General features: G+C 45.3%; 16 protein-coding genes and 1 pseudogene. 2 read left to right on the plus strand and 15 right to left on the minus strand.

Features of this window, described 5'->3' with window-relative positions; genetic code table 11:
• Window positions 1-17: 17 nt before the first annotated feature.
• From BO18_RS07245 to BO18_RS07280, 8 genes are all read right to left on the minus strand, one after another.
• Complete coding sequence (locus BO18_RS07245) at window positions 18-1,364, minus strand: S1C family serine protease (RefSeq protein WP_051688560.1); 1,347 nt, start codon at window positions 1,362-1,364, stop codon at window positions 18-20.
• A 144-nt stretch (window positions 1,365-1,508) separates the two neighbouring features.
• Window positions 1,509-3,017, minus strand: a complete 1,509-nt coding sequence (locus BO18_RS07250; protein WP_034444934.1) for an alpha-N-arabinofuranosidase — start codon at window positions 3,015-3,017, stop codon at window positions 1,509-1,511.
• Window positions 2,995-4,554 carry a glycoside hydrolase family 43 protein gene (locus tag BO18_RS07255; RefSeq protein WP_034447134.1) on the minus strand — a complete coding sequence of 520 codons (1,560 nt, stop codon included), beginning with the start codon at window positions 4,552-4,554 and terminating at the stop codon, window positions 2,995-2,997. Before BO18_RS07255 ends, BO18_RS07250 begins: the two co-directional genes overlap by 23 nt.
• 2 nt (window positions 4,555-4,556) lie before the next feature.
• A complete protein-coding gene (locus BO18_RS07260; protein ID WP_034444936.1) occupies window positions 4,557-5,522 on the minus strand; it encodes a glycoside hydrolase family 43 protein in 966 nt (321 codons plus the stop codon).
• Between the two features lie 202 nt (window positions 5,523-5,724).
• A complete protein-coding gene (locus tag BO18_RS07265) occupies window positions 5,725-6,882 on the minus strand; it encodes an aminotransferase class I/II-fold pyridoxal phosphate-dependent enzyme (protein WP_034444940.1) in 1,158 nt (385 codons plus the stop codon).
• Window positions 6,879-7,367, minus strand: coding sequence for an Lrp/AsnC family transcriptional regulator (locus BO18_RS07270; protein WP_034444942.1), 489 nt, complete (start codon window positions 7,365-7,367; stop codon window positions 6,879-6,881). The genes BO18_RS07265 and BO18_RS07270 overlap by 4 nt, the downstream gene beginning before the upstream one ends.
• Window positions 7,368-7,409: 42 nt before the next feature.
• On the minus strand, window positions 7,410-8,495 hold the full coding sequence (locus BO18_RS07275; RefSeq protein WP_034444944.1) for an AIR synthase-related protein: 1,086 nt from the start codon (window positions 8,493-8,495) through the stop codon (window positions 7,410-7,412).
• Window positions 8,496-8,512: 17 nt separating this feature from the next.
• Window positions 8,513-10,081, minus strand: a complete 1,569-nt coding sequence (locus BO18_RS07280) for a VanW family protein (RefSeq protein WP_034444946.1) — start codon at window positions 10,079-10,081, stop codon at window positions 8,513-8,515.
• A gap of 58 nt (window positions 10,082-10,139) precedes the next feature.
• Here BO18_RS07280 and BO18_RS07285 point away from each other — a divergent pair, with 58 nt between their 5' ends.
• Window positions 10,140-10,778 (plus strand): hypothetical protein, encoded by a 639-nt coding sequence (locus BO18_RS07285; RefSeq protein WP_066738218.1) that lies wholly within the window; start codon window positions 10,140-10,142, stop codon window positions 10,776-10,778.
• A 52-nt stretch (window positions 10,779-10,830) separates the two neighbouring features.
• Here the strand turns inward: BO18_RS07285 and galT are convergent, their stop codons facing one another.
• From galT to BO18_RS32525, 4 genes are all read right to left on the minus strand, one after another.
• The gene (gene galT / locus BO18_RS07290) at window positions 10,831-12,360 is read right to left on the minus strand and encodes a UDP-glucose--hexose-1-phosphate uridylyltransferase (protein ID WP_034444948.1); all 1,530 of its coding nucleotides are present in this window, start codon (window positions 12,358-12,360) and stop codon (window positions 10,831-10,833) included.
• A 39-nt stretch (window positions 12,361-12,399) separates the two neighbouring features.
• On the minus strand, window positions 12,400-13,563 hold the full coding sequence (locus tag BO18_RS07295; RefSeq protein ID WP_034447136.1) for a galactokinase: 1,164 nt from the start codon (window positions 13,561-13,563) through the stop codon (window positions 12,400-12,402).
• 199 nt (window positions 13,564-13,762) lie between these two features.
• On the minus strand, window positions 13,763-14,920 hold the full coding sequence (locus BO18_RS07300) for a toxic anion resistance protein (protein WP_034444951.1): 1,158 nt from the start codon (window positions 14,918-14,920) through the stop codon (window positions 13,763-13,765).
• A 28-nt stretch (window positions 14,921-14,948) separates the two neighbouring features.
• Window positions 14,949-16,202 carry a 5-bromo-4-chloroindolyl phosphate hydrolysis family protein gene (locus BO18_RS32525; protein ID WP_051688562.1) on the minus strand — a complete coding sequence of 418 codons (1,254 nt, stop codon included), beginning with the start codon at window positions 16,200-16,202 and terminating at the stop codon, window positions 14,949-14,951.
• A gap of 141 nt (window positions 16,203-16,343) precedes the next feature.
• Here BO18_RS32525 and BO18_RS07310 point away from each other — a divergent pair, with 141 nt between their 5' ends.
• On the plus strand, window positions 16,344-17,258 hold the full coding sequence (locus BO18_RS07310; protein ID WP_034444954.1) for an AraC family transcriptional regulator: 915 nt from the start codon (window positions 16,344-16,346) through the stop codon (window positions 17,256-17,258).
• 72 nt (window positions 17,259-17,330) lie between these two features.
• Here BO18_RS07310 and BO18_RS07315 read toward each other — a convergent pair whose 3' ends face one another.
• From BO18_RS07315 to BO18_RS36605, 3 genes and pseudogenes are all read right to left on the minus strand, one after another.
• On the minus strand, window positions 17,331-19,811 hold the full coding sequence (locus BO18_RS07315; RefSeq protein ID WP_034444957.1) for a glycogen/starch/alpha-glucan phosphorylase: 2,481 nt from the start codon (window positions 19,809-19,811) through the stop codon (window positions 17,331-17,333).
• Window positions 19,812-19,970: 159 nt separating this feature from the next.
• Window positions 19,971-21,557 carry a flagellinolysin gene (locus tag BO18_RS34275; protein ID WP_242856570.1) on the minus strand — a complete coding sequence of 529 codons (1,587 nt, stop codon included), beginning with the start codon at window positions 21,555-21,557 and terminating at the stop codon, window positions 19,971-19,973.
• Window positions 21,531-21,884, minus strand: a pseudogene (locus BO18_RS36605) (flagellin N-terminal helical domain-containing protein); the annotation flags it as partial. The gene BO18_RS34275 and the pseudogene BO18_RS36605, both read right to left, overlap by 27 nt.
• Window positions 21,885-21,887 lie beyond the last annotated feature (3 nt).

The following is a 21,887-nucleotide window of genomic DNA, read 5'->3' on the forward strand; positions in this document are numbered from 1 at the left end:
ATCCTCATTTCTAATACTTAATTATGTGTGGCACTTGTTAAAGTTGCCTCTATTTCAAGGTCAATGTAATCATTTGGACCTTGTCTTTTTACTGAAAAGGTGGCTGTTTCCTCAGGCGAGCACCCTGAAAGCTTTGTTACAAGCTGCTCGTAGGTTCCAACCTCCTGGCCGTTGATGGAGGTTATGATATCTCCGCTCTGGATTCCCGCCTGCATAGCAGGGCTTCCAAGCTCTGTCTGGATAACGTAAGCTCCTGCCGGAATGCTTTCAGACTCCTGGACATCCGCAGGAATGGTTGCTCCGTGAATCCCAAGATATGCTCTGTTTCTGCCATTTGAAAGATCCTCAATAAGGCCCTTGAGCTCTGTAATGCCAATGGCGCAGATATGGTTCTGAAGATCTTCTGTGTTATAGGACATGTCTATGATACCAATGACCTGTCCGTTAAGATTGGTGAGAACTCCCGTGCCCTTCGTGCTTCCATAGATGTCTGTGGTAAGGAGCTTATAGTAGGAATCCTCAAGGGCAAGGGCTGTCTTCTCCGAGGTGATGATCCCATAGGATATGGAGTCCTGAATTCCAATAGGACTTCCAGCAGCAATAACAGGTATTCCCGTCAGAGTGCCTGTATTGGAACTTCCAAGGGTTGCAGTGGAAACCTTATCCCTGGTGCTCTCTGTAAGAGTGGCCCTTCTCACCGTGATAACACTAAGACCTGTAATGTCGTCAGAAAGGCTAATCTCCGCTGTTGCTACAGCACCGTTGCAGAAGGTGACCCTTATACTCTCAGCTTCAGCAATTGCTGCTGAGGGAGTGACAATAAAGTAGTTGGTAACGTTGTTCGCAACGATCACTCCAGACGCAGAACCGCTGCTCTCAAAGGACTCGCTGAACCAGTTGGTATCACTTGACACAGCTGTCACCGTCACAAGACTGGATGAAACATCAGCTGCGACCGCCTTAAGAGAGGACATCATCTTCCCATAATCAGAAGCAGTAAAACTGTATGATGCCAGGGCAGCATCAATCTTATCCTGCTGAGAAGCCTCAAGATTCTGAACTTCATTCTCCAGGATGGCGTTGTCATCCACATACATCTCCTCAGGAGTCAGCTCGTCCTGAATAGTCTCCTCCGGAAAAGAGATCTTCTCCGGCTCAGCTTCAGGATACAGCTTATCACTAAAGACCGGCTGCAGGAAAAGAAATGTGAAGCAGGCAACTATACCGAACACAATGGCAAGAAAGAAGGTAATTGCAGTTCTTCGAAGAAGCTTCTTTCTGTTTATAGGGCGCTGCTTGATCTTTTCGCTGATAAAGCCTGTGTCCGCCAGTTTCTCCTTGTTGTCTTCTGAATTAAGTGGCATGTTCATGTCCTTCCTTATTTCACAACGTTACCCCTATTATAGCCTATGGCTCAACGCTATACAAACAAATATAGGCCTGTCTGGATAGCTTTGGTTAAGCTCCCAGGACAGGCCTGTATTATTCTTCTGTTATTATGATCCGGTTTACTTTACCCTGATCTCTACAACACTTGCAGCAGGAACCTTAACCTTAAGGCCGCCATCAAGTGAGTAATCCTTGAACTCCTTCTCAACTACCTTCTCAGGCTCTTCAAAAGTGTTGTGGTCGTGGATGTCTCCGCCTCCAACATACTTTGCTTCAACAACCTGGATATCTTTCTTTTCAGCAAATACAACATCAAGCTCTTTTGCCTCAGAAACAGAAAGGTTATTAAGGGTGATAGTGATGATTCCGTCTTTTTCTGAAACAGATTCTGTGATATCCGGAACCTTTCCATTCACAACATCTGCTCCGATCTCTGATGCACCTGTAATGTCACTCTCAAGAAGGTCAGCACCCTGATGGTGACGGTACATGTGGAATACGTGATAAGTAGGAGTCTTTATCATCTGAGCGCCATCTGTTAGGATCACGGACTGAAGCACGTTGATCATCTGTGCGATACATGCCATCTTTACTCTGTCGCAGTGCTTGTTGAAGATGTTAAGGGTAATACCTGCAACAAGAGCGTCTCTAATAGAGTTCTGCTGATACAAAAATCCAGGATTGGTTCCAGGCTCTACCTGGTACCAGGTTCCCCACTCATCGACTGCAAGGCCGATCTTCTTATCTGGATCATACTGATCGATGATCGCGCTGTGTCTTACGATGAGCTCATCCATGTAATATGCCCTGTTCAGGGTCTTGTACCAAAGCTCGTCATCAAACTCTGTAGCACTTACCTTAGGCTCCCAGCCAAGAGGCATATCGTAGTAGTGAAGGGAAATAAGATCCATGAAACCATGCTCATGCTCAGGAGAATGGTCAAAGCAGGTCTTAAGCACACCTTCTGTCCAATGGTAGTCTGACACATTTGCTCCGCAGGCAATCTTCTTGAACTTCTTATCCGGATTGTACTGGCGAAGGTAGGTCTGATAGCGACGATAGAGATTACCATAGTACTCGGGAGTCATGTTACCGCCGCAGCCCCAGTTTTCGTTACCTACAGCAAAGTAGTCCAGCTGGAATGCATCCTCGTGACCATTTTCTTTGCGCAGGTCTGCCATGGGAGATACTCCCTCAAAGGTCATATATTCAACCCACTGGCTCATCTCCTGAACAGTTCCGCTTCCCAGGTTACCATTTACGTAGGTCTTACATCCAAGCTGTCTGCAAAGCTCCATAAACTCGTGGGTTCCGAAGCTGTTATCTTCCATTACTCCGCCCCAGTGAGTGTTTATCATCTTCTTGCGCTTTGACTTATCCCCGATACCGTCCATCCAGTGGTATTCGTCAGCAAAGCATCCGCCGGGCCAGCGAAGGAGAGGTACGTTTATCTCTTTTAACGCATTTACAACGTCGCTCCTCATTCCATTTACGTTAGGAATATCAGAATTCTCCCCAACATAAAGACCTTCATAGATGCATCTTCCAAGATGCTCCGAGAAATGTCCATATACCTCGGGTTCGATCCTGCCCTTTTTCTTAGTTTCATTGATCACCAGTTTTGCCATATCTTACTCCCCATATTGAATGATTGTTATCACCAACTGCACTGATGCATAAGGTGTTGTTTCCTGCTTCATCTGTCATCTCTACCATAATGCCCTTATAGGTTACATCCTGAGCACTAATAGTAATATAGTTTGTACCTTCCGAAACCTCATAGGTGCCGGTCAATCCACCCGTTATCTGTCCATCTTCAAAGTGACACTCTTTTGTCTCGTTCACCAGATTGTTTATCTCAAGTCCGTGGTCAAGAACGTAGAAGGTTCCCTTTATGTCTTTTTGCTTGTATCCCGTCTCGGAAAGGCTCTCACCATTTGTTGCAAAAGGGAATACACAGGGCCATCCCTCTTCATTCATGGCCATCTGATGAACTCTTACAGAGTGGAACTCGCCATTATTCTTGAATCTCTGATGGTACACGATATAAAGCTTTCCGTCACTTCCCTCAAAGGTCGACTGTCCGCCCGGAGCCATGTATGTAACATTAAGGCTGGGCAGAGTGTAATTGCCCATAAGCTTTATACCATAATCTGCGTAGGCGTTAAGGTCTCCCCTTATTCCAAGGCTCTGTCCCATAGAATCCACATAGGGACCGTCAGGATTCTCAGACCTGAGCACCCTTATCTGATATCCGCCATCTGCCTGGAGATTCCCATAGGAAAGAAACAGATAGTAGTATCCTGTTGTCTTATCATAGTGAATGTATGGGCCCTCGATAGAATGGTGGCAACCACCGATAACCCTTTTCCCAAAGTATGCATCCACCTCGTTATCGTCATCTGTCTCAGGATGAATAGGCTCTCCCGTCTCCTTATCAAGTTCCAGTACAAAAATGCCGCCAGACCAGGAACCGTATACCATCCACAGCCTGTCATCCTTGTCATAGAACATGGCCGGGTCTATGGCATTTGGCCAGAGCTGGTTGTTGTAAGCTCCGCCTGCTATATACCTGTTCTTAGTTGCCGCATCATCCGCAAGGATGTCGTAAAAATTAGTCTGATCCAGATCCTTCTTGGTGAAGCCTGAATATATGATGGTCTTTTCGTAGTGATAAGGTCCGCCAATATTGTCAGAGGTTGCGATCACAATGTTGGACTTAATATATGATGAAGTGGTGCAAAAATACATCATGTATTTCCCGGTGGTCTTATTGTGGATCACGCTGGGAGCCCACACAGAGTAACCATTCTGATCATTCTTTCCCACAAAAGAAAAAGCCTCGAAGGGCTCAGCTATCACGTTGTCAAAAATCTTATTGGAACCATTCACACCATCAGCCCAGGTGTTCCACTTCATCAGGTCAGTGGAGGTTGCAGCTGTCATATGGGTTCCGTAGCAATAATAGGTGCCATCATCCCCAAGGATAACCTGTGGATCATGAAGTGAAGCCCCTGAATTAACCGAGCCTTTTGCAATCTCTTCCATTGGAATCTCCTCCGGCAGTGAAGAGGCCTCTTCCGCGGCATTTCCACAACCTGCTGCCAAAAGAGTCATGCATACACTCATCCCCACTGCCATATATTTACAAAGCTTATTTCTCATTGTTATTCTCCCTGTTCAAAAGAAAAAACAGGCCTTCCCTCAGCATCCCACTTAACAGGCATAAGTCTCGCATGTCTGTTGGGATTGTAAAGAGGATCCCCCTCTATCGTTTCTTCATTTCTTGCGTGGAAGACGCATATATCTCTTCCTTCCTCGTCCACAGTAAAGCTGTTGTGCCCAGGACCATAAATTCCCTTTGTTTCATCAGACTTAAGCACAGGGTACCTTTCTTTAGTCCAGCTCCTTGGATCAAGAAGGTCGCTGTCCATATCTGCCGTCAACATGCCCATGCAGTAAGCCTTTCCTGTTTCACTTGCTGAATATGTTAAAAAGAGCTTGTTGCCATGCTTAATAACTGAAGGACCTTCATTTACCCAGTATCCAACCCTCTCCCAGTCATAGTCGGGAGTAGTGAGCATCACCTGTACGGTTGAAAGCTTCCATGGGGTCTGCATCTTAGCAATATAAAGGTTACTTATCTGCCTTCCAACGCCGACCTTCTCTGCCCAAACGTAGTATCTCTCACCTTTATTTTCGAAAATAGTGGCGTCCAGTGAAAACGCTTCAAAAGAAAACTCATCCTCGTCAGCTCTCTGGATCTTTCCGAGCTCTGTCCAGGTTCCTGTTATTGGATCTTCGTCCTTACACTGGAGCACATAGGGCCTGATCTCCCAGATATTGTCCTTATCCCCTCCGGCGTAGTATATATACCAGGCTCCATCAAGGAAGTGGAGTTCCGGAGCCCAGATGTGAATGCTCATGGGGCCACTTTCATGCTTATGCCAGATTTCCGTCTCAGGAGCATCTGAAAGTCCCTGCAGAGTATCAGATTTCCTTAAGACAATCCTGTCATATTCCGGTACGGAAGCTGTGAAATAATAAGTTCCGTCAGTATGCCTGTATACGTATGGATCTGCCCTCTGAAGTATCCATGGTTCGAAATATTTAAGCTCTGTATTACCATTCATTCCAGTATTTTCTCCTGATTTTTGCCTGATGTTACCATTCCAGGCTCTATGTAAATTCTAATTTCACCAAAACACAGTGTCAATGATTATTTTAGATATACATGAAATAGTTTAGATATTCATTGATTTACACAAAAAAAGTCCTGCTTTTTGTGCATTTTTATCACAAAAAGCAGGAGGCTTTAGATAATACTAAATATGCTCAAAGCTTTGATATAAATCTTTCAAGTCTTTCCATAGCAGCCTTAAGATTCTCTAAAGAGTATGCATAGGACACTCTTATGTAGCCCTCTCCGCTGTCACCAAAGGCAGTTCCTGGAACAACAGCAAGCTTTTCTTCCTTCAGAAGTCTTGTACAGAATTCTTCACTGGTCATGCCAAACTTCTTGATGCTTGGGAATACATAGAAGGCTCCAAAGGGTTCAAAGCATGGAAGTCCGATACGCTCAAACTCATTTAACAGATATCTTCTTCTGTGATTATACTGCTCACGCATCATTGCAACGTCAGCGTCGCCGTTTCTAAGAGCCTCCACTGCAGCATACTGGCTGGTTGTTGGAGCGCACATGATGGCAAACTGATGGATCTTTACCATCTGGGCCATGATCTCTTCAGGTCCACAGGCGTAGCCCAGTCTCCAGCCGGTCATGGCATAGGCCTTGGAAAATCCGTTTATAAGGATTGTTCTCTCCTTCATTCCGGGAAGAGAAACAATTGATACGTGTTTGCCACTATAAGTCAGCTCACTGTAAATCTCATCGGAGATAACAAAAAGATCCTTTTCAATGACTACCTTTGCTATAGCCTCAAGATCTTCCTTATCCATGATCGCACCTGTTGGGTTGTTGGGGAAAGGAAGAACCAGTATCTTTGTCTTGTCGGTAACCTTATCAAGTACCTCCTGAGCAGTAAGGCGGAAGTCATTCTCTTCCTTAAGCTCGATTATCACAGGTACAGCGTCAGCCAAAATAGCGCAGGGCTCATAGGATACATAGCTGGGCTGAGGAATAAGGACCTCATCCCCCGGGTCAACCATAGCGCGAAGGGCCAGGTCAATAGCTTCAGAACCTCCTACAGTGATGAATATCTCTTTTATGGGGTCATAGCTGACACCCTGAGTTCTGTTTATATAGTTTGATACTTCACACCTAAGCTCCTTAAGTCCGGAGTTTGATGTGTAGAAGGTCCTTCCCTTTTCAAGGGAATAGATACCCTCATCTCTAATATGCCAGGGAGTGTCAAAGTCTGGTTCGCCCACACCAAGAGAAATAGCTCCCTCAGTCTCAAGGACGATGTCAAAGAACTTCCTGATACCCGATGGCTTTATATCTACTACCTTTTTTCCAATAGGGTTTCTCATGGTGAAACAATCTCCCTTGTGTCTTCATATTTTTTATCAAGAATAGTTCCGTGGTCCTTATATTTCTTAAGGATGAAATGTGTTGCTGTGCTAAGGACAGTGTCCAGAGTAGAAAGCTTGTTGCTCACAAAGCCAGCTACCTCCTGAAGGGTCTTCCCCTCAAGGATAACCATAAGGTCAAAGCCGCCACTCATTAGATAAACACTTGTAACCTCGGGATATTTGTATATTCTCTCAGCTATGCTGTCAAAGCCAAGGCCCCTCTGAGGTGTAACCTTTACTTCGATAAGGGCGTTTACCTTCTCTATATCAGTCTTGGACCAGTCTATCATTGTGTGATAACCGCAGATGATCCCCTCTTCTTCCATGGCCTTAAGCTCATTGGCCACCAGGATTTCCTCCGCCCCCAGCAAAACACTGAGTTCATGAACATCGATGCGACTGTTCTTCTCGATTATGTTAAGTATCTCCTGTCTTGTGTTCATTCATTTCTCCCCTTTTCTATTTTTATAAATACTAATTATACACTACAAAACCTTGTGAATCTCATCTGCCTGTGGAAGTTCCAAAAATCTCTCCTCATCGTCGTTTACAATTATACGGTCATTGCCTTCCTTAAGGCTTCCAATTACCGCAGCGTGGATACCGGCTTCCTCAAGGCTTTCTACCAGCTTTTCACCGTCATCACAGGCGATCAAAAGAGATCCACCAGATATTAACTGATATGGATTAACTTCAAAAAACTCACAGATCTCTATAGTCTCCTGCTTTACAGGTATGCTCTTTAAGTCGACTCTAAGTCCGCATCCCGCTCGCTCAGCCATCTCCCAGAGAGCTGCATAAACGCCTCCCGATGACAGGTCGTGGACGGAAATTCCACCGGTGCCCGTGGCCGTATCAGCATCCAAATTCTGTCCGGATGTCGCCTTACTGGTTAGCTGTGCAATTACCTGCGCTTCTTTTCGAATGTCCAGAAAATCCCTAAAATCTGCCGCCCCATCTATGAAGGGAGCAGGATACCTGGTGACAAGTTCAGACTGCTTTTCCTTCGCAAGCATGGCAGTGCCTTCCAGAGCGATCCACTTGGTGATCACAAGGTCCTGTCCCGCTCGTGGCTTGGGGCTCACGCCATGTTCAAGGTCCGCCTTCTTCCCGGCCTTTCCAACAACGGCTTCGGAGCCTTCCTCCTTCGAAGCAACAGTCCTCTCATACCCAACTGCCGTTGCCGTAACTATCGCCCGGTTCACCGCCTCCGTGACTTCCGTATGTCCTCCGGCGTAGGTGGTTTCGCATATTCTGGCGGCTTCTATCGCATCACTTACAATGGTCTTAAGGGTCTTTTCCTCCGCATCCGCAGGTAACAGGATGGAAAGCGTAACGTGATCCGGCTGTATTCCCTGCGCAATCAGGCTGTTTGCTGCCTTGATGACAGCGTAAAAGCCCGGGTTAGAAATGTCCGCCGTGACAGGACATATGGCACTAAATGCCCTTTTATCATTAGAAAAAGCGCAGTCTGACCCTACAGCTGCGCTTTCAATTCCTTTATATTCGGTTCTTATCTGCTTCAAAACTGAGCGCTTAAGTGCATTCTCAGTTATCTTACCAATTCTCATCCACTCTCCAAAGTCTGTCAGCCGTCTGTCTGAACACTCTCCATGTCAGGTGCTGCTTCCTGTTGCTGCTGAAGCTGAGCATTTGCTGCGTTTACTGCATCGTTGATTGCCTGATTTGCTGCCTCTTCACCATCAGTACCTGCGGCATTTCTGGCTGCTGCCAAAGCTCCGGCAACTGACTTAACTGTAGCTACATCCCCTGTGGCAATGGCTGTCTGGATCTGGGCCATCTGTGTTCCATCTGCTCCGGCAGTACCAACAGTAACAATCTTCGGTACCATCTTGTAGTTGCTGCTATTTACAACTTCTCTGGTGGTCTGACCGTTTTCTGTGACGATCTTCCAAAGCTGAGCCTTGTAGCCAAGGTGTGCTGACTGGGTGCTAACAGAACCAAGAGCTGATGACGGATCTGTCACAAACTGATCTGCAGAAGCAGGAGTCTTTTCCAAGACTTCACTCTCATAGGACACCTTTCTTGATGGGTCCCTGGTCTCAACACCATAGATGGTAAATGTAATGTGCTTATCTGAAGTAGTGTATCCTTCTATATAAATAGGTGCCTGAGTGCTGTTTACAAACTTAAAGTTCTTTCCACCGGACTCTGCAATAGCTGCATCGGCTGAAGGTTCCACGTAAGTTACTATCATTGAGTGGTTGTGTCTTTCTGTAACCTCAAGCTCTGACAAAAGAACTGCGTTATAAAGAGTAGTGGAAACCTGGCAGATTCCTCCGCCAACACTCTCAACAACAAGACCATTTAAGTAGGAACCGGCAGGGAAATAACCGTTTGCCTCTGTAAATGGAGTGATAGTATCAAGTACGGAGAACTCCTCTCCGGGATAGATGGTTGATCCGTTTATCAGTCTGCAGCCGTTAGCTACATTGGCGCTTCTTGATGCACCTGAAGTCTTATAACTTGTAGTAAAGGTTCCTAGAACATCTCTTACCTTGGAGAGTTCATCGTAGCTTCCTCTTGGCTCGTCAACCTTAACTGCCAGGGAAACCACATTGCTGCCTTTGCCCATTCCTGTCTGAATGAAACTGTCAATGGCAGAAAGAGATGCCTCCTGGTCCACAAGATATCCTGACTGGCCGTCAGATACCACAAATCCGTCTGCTGTCTTGGTCAGGGTGTAATTGATGGTCTCCTGATCAAACTCCTTGGAACAATTTGCTACTATTTCCTGAAGAGCCTCTTTTTCATATCCGTACACAATATCAAAGGTATGTGTGTTATGCTCAAGATCCTTGAGCGCTTTGTATCTCTGTAAAATATTGCCCTGGTGTCCCAGTGCGTATGCGTCCTCTACTACGCCTGTGTTACTCCAGTAGAGGCCAATATCAGTTCCGGTAAACGAAAGCTCTTTTCCCTCGCCCGCTGTAAGTGTGATGGGCTGTTCGCAGAGCTCATTAACATATGTAGAAACCTTTGCTTCCGCATCAGTTATACTAAGGCCTGACACATCGACAGTTCCGATATTTACTCCTTTGGCAATCTGCCTGGCGTCTGTCGCATAAACTCTGCTGCCGGGAATGGTAAGAGCCAGCAAAAGAGCTACAACAAACCCCTGAAAATATTTTTTCATAATACTTCCTCTGTGATATTATGTAAATGTGACCGAATTTACTGAAAGGATATTATAGATGAAATTCCCCTTTTTAGCAAGTTTCATATTGTTATGCATATTCATGAACATCAACATGCGTCGCGTTTCCAGAAAGACGGAACAGCGTGAAGAAGATTTCTGGGCAAGAGAATCCCAGGCCAACAACACCCGCAAAAAGAGCCTTGAAACTCTGGACTATGTCCATATTCCTTTTGACCTTCTTCCCTTCGGAACTGCCGATGGAAATCCAACGCTACAAAGTGCCGAAGATGAACTTATGGCTCTTAAGGACGAGAAGATCGTCAACCTCACAGGTATTCCCAACACGGACCTTAAGCTGGAGTATGGGACAGCCAATATCACTGTTCTTTCCCAGTACGACCAGAACTACACCGCCCTTGTATGCTCTCTTCAAAAGTGGGGAAAAGAGCTTTATGATGTGGGGCGCTATGAAGATGCAACCAAAGTCCTTGAATTCGCCATAAAGACCAGAACTGATATAACCGGAACCTACAGACTCTTAATTGACCTGTATCAGACCAAGCTCGGCTACAGCGAGTCAGAGATCCAAAAAAAACTTGATGGTCTCATTCCGATCGCCAAGGGCCTTAACTCTTTGAGTCGTAACACGATCCTGAATCTCCTTGATTACAAGGAAGAAGCTGTAAATGCATAAATACTAATAGTAATGCCGGGAGCTTGCAAAAGTACAGTCTCCCGGCTCTTATTTATCCTATGGTCTTAACAAATCTGTCAAAGGCCTCCTGGCCCTCTTTGGTTCTCTTGTAAACTCCAGCATCCTCCAGAACGTGCATAAACACTATGCCGATCTCCTTCTGAATGATCTCATGGATGTTTTCTTTATTAATGCTGTCGTATTTGGTCTTAAACTCATCTACCCAATCAGCGTGCTTTTCAAGGACCTCATCCGCCCTAAGGTCAGCCCCTGCAATAATAGCTTCTTCAAGTTTTGCCATTTCTTCCTTAAGTCTGGCAGGAAGTACAGCAAGTCCCATTACTTCGATAAGGCCGATGTTTTCCTTCTTGATGTGATGAAGCTGGGCATGTGGGTGATAAACTCCCAGCGGATGCTCATCAGTAGTGATGTTATTTCTAAGTACCAGATCAAGCTCGTAGTCTTCTCCGCGCTTTCTGGCGATAGGAGTGATGGTGTTATGAGGTGTACCGTCAGTCTCAGCAAAAATAAAGGCTGCCTCATCTGTATATCCTCTCCACTTCTCAAGGATAACGTCAGCAAGGGCAATAACTCTCTCATAGTCCGGAGCAGACAGTCTTATAACTGACATAGGCCACTTAACGATTCCGCTCTTAACATCCTCAAAGCCTTTTACGGTAAAGCTTCTCTCCACAGGAGCCTTTGCCATGGCAAAGGTATAGTGTCCTCCCTGGAAATGATCATGGCTAAGGATAGATCCTCCAACAATCGGAAGGTCAGCATTTGATCCCACGAAGTAATGAGGGAACTGCTTTACAAAATCAAAGAGCTTGCAGAAAGTGCCATGCTCGATCTTCATTGGGATATGCTTTGAATTAAATACTATGCAGTGCTCATTGTAATAAACGTATGGAGAATACTGGAATCCCCACTTTGAATCCTGGATAGTTACAGGAATGATCCTGTGATTCTCTCTTGCCGGGTGATCAACTCTTCCTGAGTAGCCCTCGTTCTCCCAGCAAAGCTGGCACTTTGGATAGCCACTCTGCTTTGCATTTCTTGCAGCTGCAATAGCCTTAGGGTCCTTCTCAGGCTTTGAGAGGTTAATTGTGATATCCAGATCGCCGTACTCTGTGGGAGCGATCCACTTCATATCCTTTGCAATTCTGTAGCGTCTTATATAGTCTGTATTCTTGGAGAAGTTATAATAATATTCTGTAGCTGCCTCCGGGCTCTTGGCATACTCCTCTTTGAACTTCTTTATTACTGCGCTGGGTCTTTCTGTCATTACGCCCATGAGCTTTGTGTCAAAGAGATCTCTGTATACAACGCTGTCGCTTTCAATAAGGCCTTTTTCTGCCGCGAAATCGCAAAGCTCCTTAAGAACACTCTCAAGATAAGAAGAAAGCTCTTTTTCATCGGAAGGCACCTTCTCTACAAGTGCTTCCACATCTGCTACTTCAATGTCTGTTGCATCCAACCCCAGCTCTATAAGAAGAGAGTTGACGGTATAGATTATGTCTTCCCTCTCAATAAGGCCTGTCTTAACACCATATGCAACAAGTTTGCTGACTGCTTCCATGATATTTCCTCCTGTTGTGACCTTGAATCCTTATATCGCTCAGATTACCTCCGGGCCACCACCAATTTCTACTGTGTAGAAGGTTGCATCGTATCCGATCTTCTTTTTGTAGTTCTCGCCTACAGTCTTCTTGAAGTTCTCGATGGCCTCGTCCTTTACGATGGAAACTGTGCATCCTCCGAATCCACCACCGGTCATTCTTGAACCGATAACTCCTGGGATCTTCCATGCCTCTTCAGCAAGGGTATCAAGCTCAACGCCTGTTACGTCGTAGTCATCACGAAGGGACTCGTGGGACTGTCTCATGAGCTTTCCGAAGTGCTCAAGATCTCCGTCCTTAAGGGCCTTAACCGCCTCGATAGTGCGCTGATTCTCATATACAGCGTGCTTTGCCTTTTTCTGCATATCAGGATCTGTCAAAACATCCTTGTTAGCCTCAAACTCTTCGATAGAAAGATCGCCAAGCCCCTTGATATCAACCTTCTTCTGAAGGATAGCAAGAGCTTCCTCGCACATGCTGCGCCTTGCATTGTACTGGGAATCTGTCAGTTTGTGCTTCTTATTAGTATTGGCGATTATGATCTTTGCTCCCTCAAGCTTGATTGGAGCATATTCAAAAGAAAGATCGGCTGTATCAAGGAAAATAGCATTATTATCCTTACCCATGGCAACAGCGAACTGGTCCATGATTCCGCAATTGCAGCCGTTGTAGTTGTTCTCAGAATACTGTCCGATAATGGCAAGATCCTGGTTGCTTACTTCAAACCCATAAAGGTCTCTTAAGATAAATCCTGTAAGAACCTCTAAAGATGCTGAAGATGAAAGACCTGAACCATTAGGGATGTTTCCGTCGATAACCATGTCAAAGCCCTTGTCCAGCTTCATGCCTCTTTTCTCAAATGCCCAGATAACTCCCTTTGGATAGTTGGTCCAGCCTGCCTTGTCGTAGGGCTTAAGATCATCAAGGGAAGTCTCAACAACTCCAAGTCTGTCCTGATTTACTGAGTAAAAACGGAGCTTGTTGTCATCTCTTTTAGCTGCTGCTCCGTAAGTTCCGATTGTAAGTGCACAGGGGAAAACGTGTCCTCCGTTATAATCTGTATGTTCACCAATAAGATTTACTCGTCCCGGTGCAAAGTAAGCCTTAACATTATCATTCTTTCCATAAACCTTCTCAAAGCTGTCAAGAACTGTCTTTTTCATCTCCTGATCGATCATATAACCCTCCTGAAATACAGAAATAAAGTGTTGTTTGTTGCCATTATCATAAACTTTATCCCCTGTTTTTTCCATACCACTTTGTTCAAACAACCTGTCAAAATGTTAAAAATAAGTCGTCAAAAAAATCCCGGGGCTTCCTTAGACAGGTAGTCCCGGGCTATCAATCATTTTATTATTTATATCAGCTCTTAGCTGCCTGGATAAGCTTATCCTTAAGCTGATTCTCGATCTGAGCAAGTTCAGCCTCAGCCTCATGGCGCTTCTGCTTACCTTCTGTCTGGATCTTAAGGACTTCATCCAAAGTTGTGATAAGAGACTCGTTAGTGTGCTTGAGGGTCTCGATATCAACAATTCCTCTCTCAGCCTCTTTTGCACTCTCGATTGTAGCAACCTTAAGAGCATCAGCGTTCTTTCTAAGGAGCTTGTTGGTCATATCGTTAACCTCACGCTCAGCCTGAGCAGCCTGTGTAGCGTGCTCGATGCCCATAGCGATGACCATCTGGTTCTTCCAAAGAGGAATGGTGTTAACGATGGTTGACTGGATCTTCTCAGCCATCATTGTATCTGAAGACTGTACCATACGGATCTGAGGACCTGTCTGCATAGCGATGGTTCTTGTGAGCTCAAGGTCATAGATCTTCTTCTCAAATCTGTCGCACTTGTTTGCGAAATCCTTAGCTGCTTCAGCATCCTCAGGAAGTCCTGAAGCCTCAGCCTTCTTCTGAAGCTCAACAAGAGTGGTACTTCTCTCTTCCTCAAGCTTCTTCTTACCAGCCAGGATGTACATTGTAAGCTCTTTGTAGTAGTTAAGATTCAGGTCGTACATCTTATCAAGAACTTCAACGTCCTTAAGAAGAGTTACCTGGTGTCTTTCAAGCTCATTGCTGATAGCCTGAACATTGGTCTCAGCCTTGCTGTATTTAACCTTAAGGGCCTCAAGCTTGTTAGCACTCTTTTTGAAAAGAGCTTTGATTCCCTTCTCATCCTCATCAATCTCGAAACTCTTAAGCTCTGTAACAAGGTTTGTGATCATGTCACCAACCTCGCCCATGTCCTTGGTTCTTACGTTTTCAATAGCCTTCTCTGAGAAATCAGCCAGCTTCTTCTGAGTGCCTACACCGTAGTTCATAATACCTGTTGTGTTGGCAATGTCGATCTGCTTACTGAAGTCCTCAACCTGCTTAAGCTCTTCAGCTGTAAGCTGAGCCTCCATAGCTATGTTGCCGTTTGACTGCTCTTTCTCAGCCTCTGCTGCAGGTGCTTCCTGGGTCTGAGCTGCTGCCCCAAACTCAAGTGATGGTGCTACCGGTGCTTCACCGAACTCTAACTCTGCTCCCATATCATCCTCCTAATACTTTTTTATATAATTATTTACTCTCTGGCATTGTCTGATACTGCCCCTGAGCCTGAGCTTCAGGCTCTGTCTGGAAAGCCACTGCAGGGCCTCCGGCTGACTGCATCTGTGATGCCATGCCCTGACCTTCAACGGTAAGTCCGTCCTGAGCCATCATGGTCTTCATAACTGAGATATCTGAAGAAATATCCCAGGCCATATCCTGGAACATGCTGTCCAAAAGACTTTCAAAAGCTGTATTTATGGTATCAATAGCATCGTCGATCTCGCGCTTTGTCTGAGTGATGTTCTCTCCAACCTCAGGCATTTTATCAAGCTCAACATAAGCATTTAAAAGCTTCTTGGTGGTAGGCAGATAGTAGTTCATAAGCTTGTGAAGCTCATCTGCACTGGATGGATCTTTTTTAACCTGAGCAAAGATCTTGTTCATTATCTCTTCAAGCCTGTAAAGCTTGTTTGAAAGCTCCTCTGTATCAGGAATAACATCATTTATCTGTCTTACGAAGACGATGTACTCTCTTCCTTCCTCAAGTATCTCAACTGCCTTTGTAGGAAGTCCTTCGTACTCAGCATTTCTTGCCTTGGCCTCTTCCACTGCCTTCTTTTTATCAGCAATAGCTCTCGCTTCTCTGTCTTCCCTGTCCTTCTCAGCTCCAAGGTACTGATCGTAGGCCCTGTCAGTGATCATACAGGTGGTCTCAGCCCTGTCCAGCTTCGCCCTTGGAAGAAATCCCAGCTTGATCATGTCCTTGATATCCTTAAGGACTGTCTTGTCACGGCTCCTTAAAACCCTTGCAAGATCCGTTATACTGAAGTACTCAGCATCCTTTAAGACGCTTCCGTACTGATAGTACTTCTTAACCAGGTCAAACTTCTGTTTTCCCTTGAAAAATGCCAGTGCACAAAGAGCTGTAATAGCGCCCGTAACAGCTGCTCCCGGCCAGGAACCAATGAGAAGAAGTCCCAGGCAATCCATTAACATAAATGCTCCGAAAGCCGCTGATGCAGCCATCTGAGGTACTCCAAGATACTTGCTTATCCTCTTTTCAAGGAATGGATAAACCTTCTGCCTTGGAGCCTGAGCTCTCATGGGTGCGCCATTGTTCATCTTGCTGGCGTACATGGTCTTTCTGTCTATAGTGACGGATTTGATCGCTTTATTCACATCCGCATGAAGCGTGCTGTAATCATTTCTGTCTATTGCACTGGAAACACTGTTTAAAATTTCGTTTCCCGCTTTTAAAAAATCCTGAATATCGTTTTGCAACTCTTTTTCCCTTTCACACCCTGAGTTTAATGCTCAAAATGCATCTTACATTTTACCTTAATTTGCCCCAAAATACAATTGTCTGGGGGCTTCTAAATGCGTATAATTTCCATATAAACATGATTATCACGAGGACAAACCATGGAAAAAGCCTATAAACTCCTGTTCAACACAGAAGAATCTGATGATCTTTACGTGTATTGCTGCGGTCTTTCACAGACTCTGCCCGGTCACAGCTTTGGCCCGGCCCTAAAGCCCCACTTCATGATCCACTACTGCCTCTCCGGCAAAGGCAAGTTCTCCATCGGCGGAAAGAGCTATCCACTAAAGGAAGGCTACGGCTTTCTTATCGTCCCGGACGAGCTTGCTTACTACGTCGCAGATGAAAAGGATCCCTGGACCTATGCCTGGGTGGGCTTTGGAGGCAAAAGAGCTGAGGCAATCGTTTCGCAGCTTGGCCTCTCACTGCAGCAGCCGGTGTTTAAATCCAAGGACTCAGCTACCATCTATGACCTGGTAAAAGACATGATGGACCACAACACCTTCAGTGTAGAGGATGTACTTCGAAGAAACGGCCTTCTTTCCATGTTCCTTTCAGTTATAGCCTCCGGAATAAGCGTCACCCAAAAGAGCGACTCCGGAAGCGCCAACAATTATGTCACCAAAGCTCAGGCCTACGTCAGAAGCAACTACTGCAACCCCATCAAGGTCACGGATATCGCCAATTATGTCTGCATCAACAGAAGCTACCTGTACACTCTTTTTGAAAAGACCCTTGGGATATCTCCTCAACAGTACCTGACAAGCTATCGCATCGCCAAGGCTCAGGAGCTGTTGCAGCTGACACAGCTTCCCATCGAGTCAATCGCCATATCCTGTGGCTATTCGGACCCTCTAGTATTTTCAAAAGCCTTCAGGCAGGAGAAAAAGATGTCTCCCTCAGCCTACAGAAAGTCTCTTCCAAAGAGCGATACAGATGCTGGAAATAAAGAACATCTTCGGCAGGTGGAAAAACTCATTGAAGAGCGCCACCTGGAATCCAACGATCCAAACTAAAGAAATATCCCCAGCAATTAAGGGCAGTACCCGTAATAAAAGGTACTGCCCCATTTTAATGCACTCTGTGATTTATTTAACTTCAATCTGAAGCTTGTCCAGATGCCAAACCTCGTCCACATATTCCTGAATAGTTCTATCTGAAGAGAACTTACCGCAACATGCTGTGTTCAGCATGGACATCTTAGCCCAGCGTCTCTTATCTGCATAGGCATCAGTGATCTTTCTGTGGGCCTCAAGATAAGCCTCAAAGTCCTTCAGGATGAAGTACTGGTCTGCCTTGTTGGAGTTAACAGTATTAAGCAGGCAATTGTAGAGCGGCCTGAACAGCTCTCTGTCTGATGAGAAGGTACCATCCACAAGCTTATCCAGAACTGACTTAACATTAGGATCGCTATTGTAGATATCCATAGGATTGTAGCCGCCGTTCTTCTCGTAAGCCATAACCTCCTCGGAGGTAAGTCCAAAGATGAAGGCATTTTCCTCACCTACTTCGTTGACGATCTCTACGTTAGCACCATCCAGTGTTCCAAGAGTAACTGCACCGTTAAGCATCATCTTCATGTTACCGGTTCCTGATGCCTCCTTACTTGCTGTGGATATCTGCTCTGAAATATCAGCTGCAGCAAAGATAAGCTCTGCATTTGAAACCTTGTAATCCTCGATGAATACTACTTTAAGTCTTCCTGCAATATCAGGATCATTGTTAACCACATCAGCTACAGAGTTAATGAGCTTGATGGTAAGCTTTGCTGTAAGATATCCGGCTGCTGCCTTTGCGCCAAAGATATAGGTCTTTGGATAGAAGTCCTTGCTTGGATGAGCCTTGATATCGTTGTATTTATGAATAACCTGAAGAATGTTGAGGAGCTGTCTCTTATACTCGTGAAGTCTCTTTACCTGTACATCAAAGATGGACTTAGGATCAACCTCAATGCCGTTGTGCTCCTTGATATAAGCAGCCAGACGCTTCTTGTTCTGGTACTTGATCTCCATGAACTCGCTCTGGGCCTTCTTATCATCAACAAATTCCTTGAGTTTGGACATCTCTGACAGGTCTGTGATCCAGCCATCGCCGATCTTTTCTGTTACCCAGTCAGCCAGGAGCGGATTTGCGTGCATGAGGAATCTTCTCTGGGTGATACCGTTGGTCTTGTTGTTGAACTTCTCGGGCATCATCTCGTAGAAGTCCTTCAGCTCTCTCTTTTCAAGGATCTCTGTATGAAGCTTGGCAACACCATTTACAGAATGTCCTCCTACAATTGCCAGGTGAGCCATCTTAACCTGGTTGTCATAGAGGATAGCCATGCTTCTGATCTTAGCCTGCACATCGATTCCTGCAGAATTTGTGTACTGGCGCATGATCTGGTCAACAAATCTTCTGTTGATCTCATCAACGATCTGATAGATTCTAGGAAGAAGTCTCTGGAAAAGATCTACCGGCCACTTCTCAAGGGCCTCAGCCATGATGGTGTGGTTTGTGTAGCAGCAGGTCTTCAAAGTCACATCCCAGGCCTCATCCCAATTGAGATAGTACTCATCCATGAGAAGTCGCATAAGCTCTGCAACTGCAACTGTAGGATGTGTATCGTTCAGCTGGAATACAGCCTTTTCATAGAACTTTCTTATATCATCGTGTCTCTTTAAATATCTCTTTAATGCCGTCTGAACTGAAGCAGAGATAAAGAAATACTGCTGCTTAAGTCTTAGCTCTTTTCCTGCAATGTGATTGTCGTTGGGGTAGAGGACTTCGCAGAGCTGGCTTGCGAGATTCTCCTGCTCAACAGCCTTCTGATAGTCGCCCTTGTCGAAGGAATCCAGCTGGAAGCACTGTACAGGCTCAGCATCCCAGATTCTAAGAGTGTTTACCACGCCGTTTCCATAGCCCACGATAGGAAGGTCGTATGGAACAGCCTTAACAACCTGGTAGCCTTCCTGCTTAAATACAGTTCTGCCTCGGTCGTCGGTGTACATATTTACATAGCCGCCAAACTTAACCTCCTTGGCGTACTCATTTCTTCTAAGTTCGAAGGGATTACCGTTTTCAAGCCAGGTATCAGGAGCCTCAACCTGGTAGCCATCCTTGATCTTCTGACGGAACATACCGTATTTGTAACGGATTCCGCAGCCATAGGCCATATAGCCGAGGGTTGAAAGTGAATCAAGGAAACATGCTGCAAGACGACCAAGACCACCATTGCCAAGGGCCGGATCCGGTTCCTGATCCTCGATGAGGTTTACGTCTATTCCAAGTTCGTCGAGAGCTTCTTTGACAGGCTTATAGGCCTGGAGATTTATAAGGTTGTTACCAAATGCCCTTCCCATAAGGAACTCCATGGACATGTAGTAAACGATCTTTGGATCCTGCTCATCTGCTGCCTTCTGGGTTGTCATCCAGTGGTCAACAATGGCATCCTTTATGGCATAAGCTGAAGCCTGATACAGCTCCTGTGGAGTTGCCTCATCCATAGTCTTTCTGTAAAGAGTCTTTACATTGTACTGGACGCTTCTCTTGAACAGATCCTTGTCAAAAGAGAGTTTCTTTTTCTTCATAACGCTTCCTCCTCGGAAAAACAAGTTTACCTTACTATTTTACCGCATATTATCGCACAATTCTATAAAATATCCGTAAACTGCGGCATTAAGGCATTAAAAAACCTCTGTACGCCGGCTTTTGCGCGCCTTTGCACAGAGGTTGTTATTCATTTTACATCATTGAAGGAGACTTAGCACTCCCTGATTTGTCTGATTAGCCTGAGCAAGCATTGCCTGACCCGCCTGAGCCAGAATATTGTTATTGGAGTACCTTACCATCTCAGCCGCCATGTCGGTGTCACGGATCCTGGATTCTGCTGATGTTGTGTTCTCTACAACGTTGTCCAGATTCTTTACCGTATGCTCAAGACGGTTCTGCATAGCACCGTAATATGAACGCATGGTACTTACATTAATAAGAGCTGCCTTAAACTGCGTAATTGCTTCCAGGGAATCAGCATGAGTAAGAGTGTTTGCCTGCTCCATTCCCAGAGCTGCTGCAGAAAGAGCATATCTCTTTAATGCAATCTGGTTCATGGATGAAGTCTCAGATCCTACCTGGAGGTAAAGAACTGTCTTATCAGCTTCATCTGAACCTGAAGAATCAATATTTTTAACGTACATTGGCTGATCTGATGTAGCAGTCGATCCAAGAACATAGGGAGAATTCAAGGAATCTGCAACTATTGATCCTGCTCCAAACATATTACCACTGACTGGCTTACTTGCATTGGCAAGCTTTAAAACAAAGGCTGCAGCATCATCACTGCCGTTGTCTATTTCGTTTTTAACAGTGCTTAAGTTCTTTCCGCTAGTTGAAATAACCTGATTGATCACTCCCTCAAAGGATTTAACGCTGGCAGACTTTCCGTTGGTTTTATACTCATTCTCGTTTGCCATCAGAGCTTTGAAAATATTGTTTGCGCCTTCAATCAGGCTTTCCTGCGTAACTGCTCCTGCTACTCCGGCTGAACTTGCCAGTTGGCACAGATATGCACAGGCCAGATATCCATGGCCATAAGGTCTGTCATCCACTGTAAATGCACCGGGATACTTGTAAGTAGCACCACCAATAGTAAATGTTCCATTGTTCAGATATGACTTAATTGCATTGGTCTTTGGAGTGTCATCAGCAGAACTGTTAGCAATCTTAATAATTCCGTCATTCCAATTGGTGGTAAAACCTCCGCCCACCAGCTGTGCAGTACCTTCTACGAACCATTTAGGGAAGTTTCCTGCATCATTATCTGCCGTATCCTCTCTGTACATCCCCTCAGGCATAAGCACATCCATAACTCCGTGCATAAGCTCATGGGCTATGGTGGACTCGAATTCCTGCTTAAGTGAATCGCTCATATTAGCTGACGAAAAGTCATCGGAGTCAACTTTCATAAGGAGCTGGCCTGCAGCAAATTCATCATAACCGGGATTATTTGCATCAAAAGCCGACTGCATATAGGCCAGAGTGTTTCCCGGGCCATCAATATAGGAAATATTAAGATCCATTCCATAGGCATCCTTTGAAGGCGGATTAGCTGCAAGAGTGTTGAGCGCCCCACCGACAGAACCGCTTAGCTTACTAACGATCTGTGATATAGCTGTTGGAACATACTCGCTGGAGATCTTCTTTGCAAGCTCCTTCTGGGCTTCATTCATCTCGGAAATCGAAGCTCCATTATCAGGGAAGATCCTTATTTCATTGAAAGTTGTCTTTCCACCTATAGAATTGATCTCTTCCTTAAGCTTTACTATCTCTGCATTGATATAGGTTCGATCTATAGAAGTAAGGGTGTCGTTGGCAGCCTTAACAGCCAACTCATTTCCCCTCTGCAGCATATCATGAACTTCGTGAAGTGCTCCGTCTGCAATCTGCACGAAGGAAATTCCATCCTGAGCATTCGAAGATGCCTGGGTAAGGCCACGGATCTGACGTCTCATCTTTTCAGATATGGCAAGTCCTGCTGCATCATCTGCTGCCCTGTTTATCCTGTAGCCGGAGGAAAGCTTTTCAGACGACTTAGCCTGAATACCAGTTGTAATATTCAGTTGTCTGTTGGCATTCATGCCGGATAGGTTATGTTGTACTACCATAAG

This window comes from Butyrivibrio sp. AE2032 (assembly GCF_000702965.1).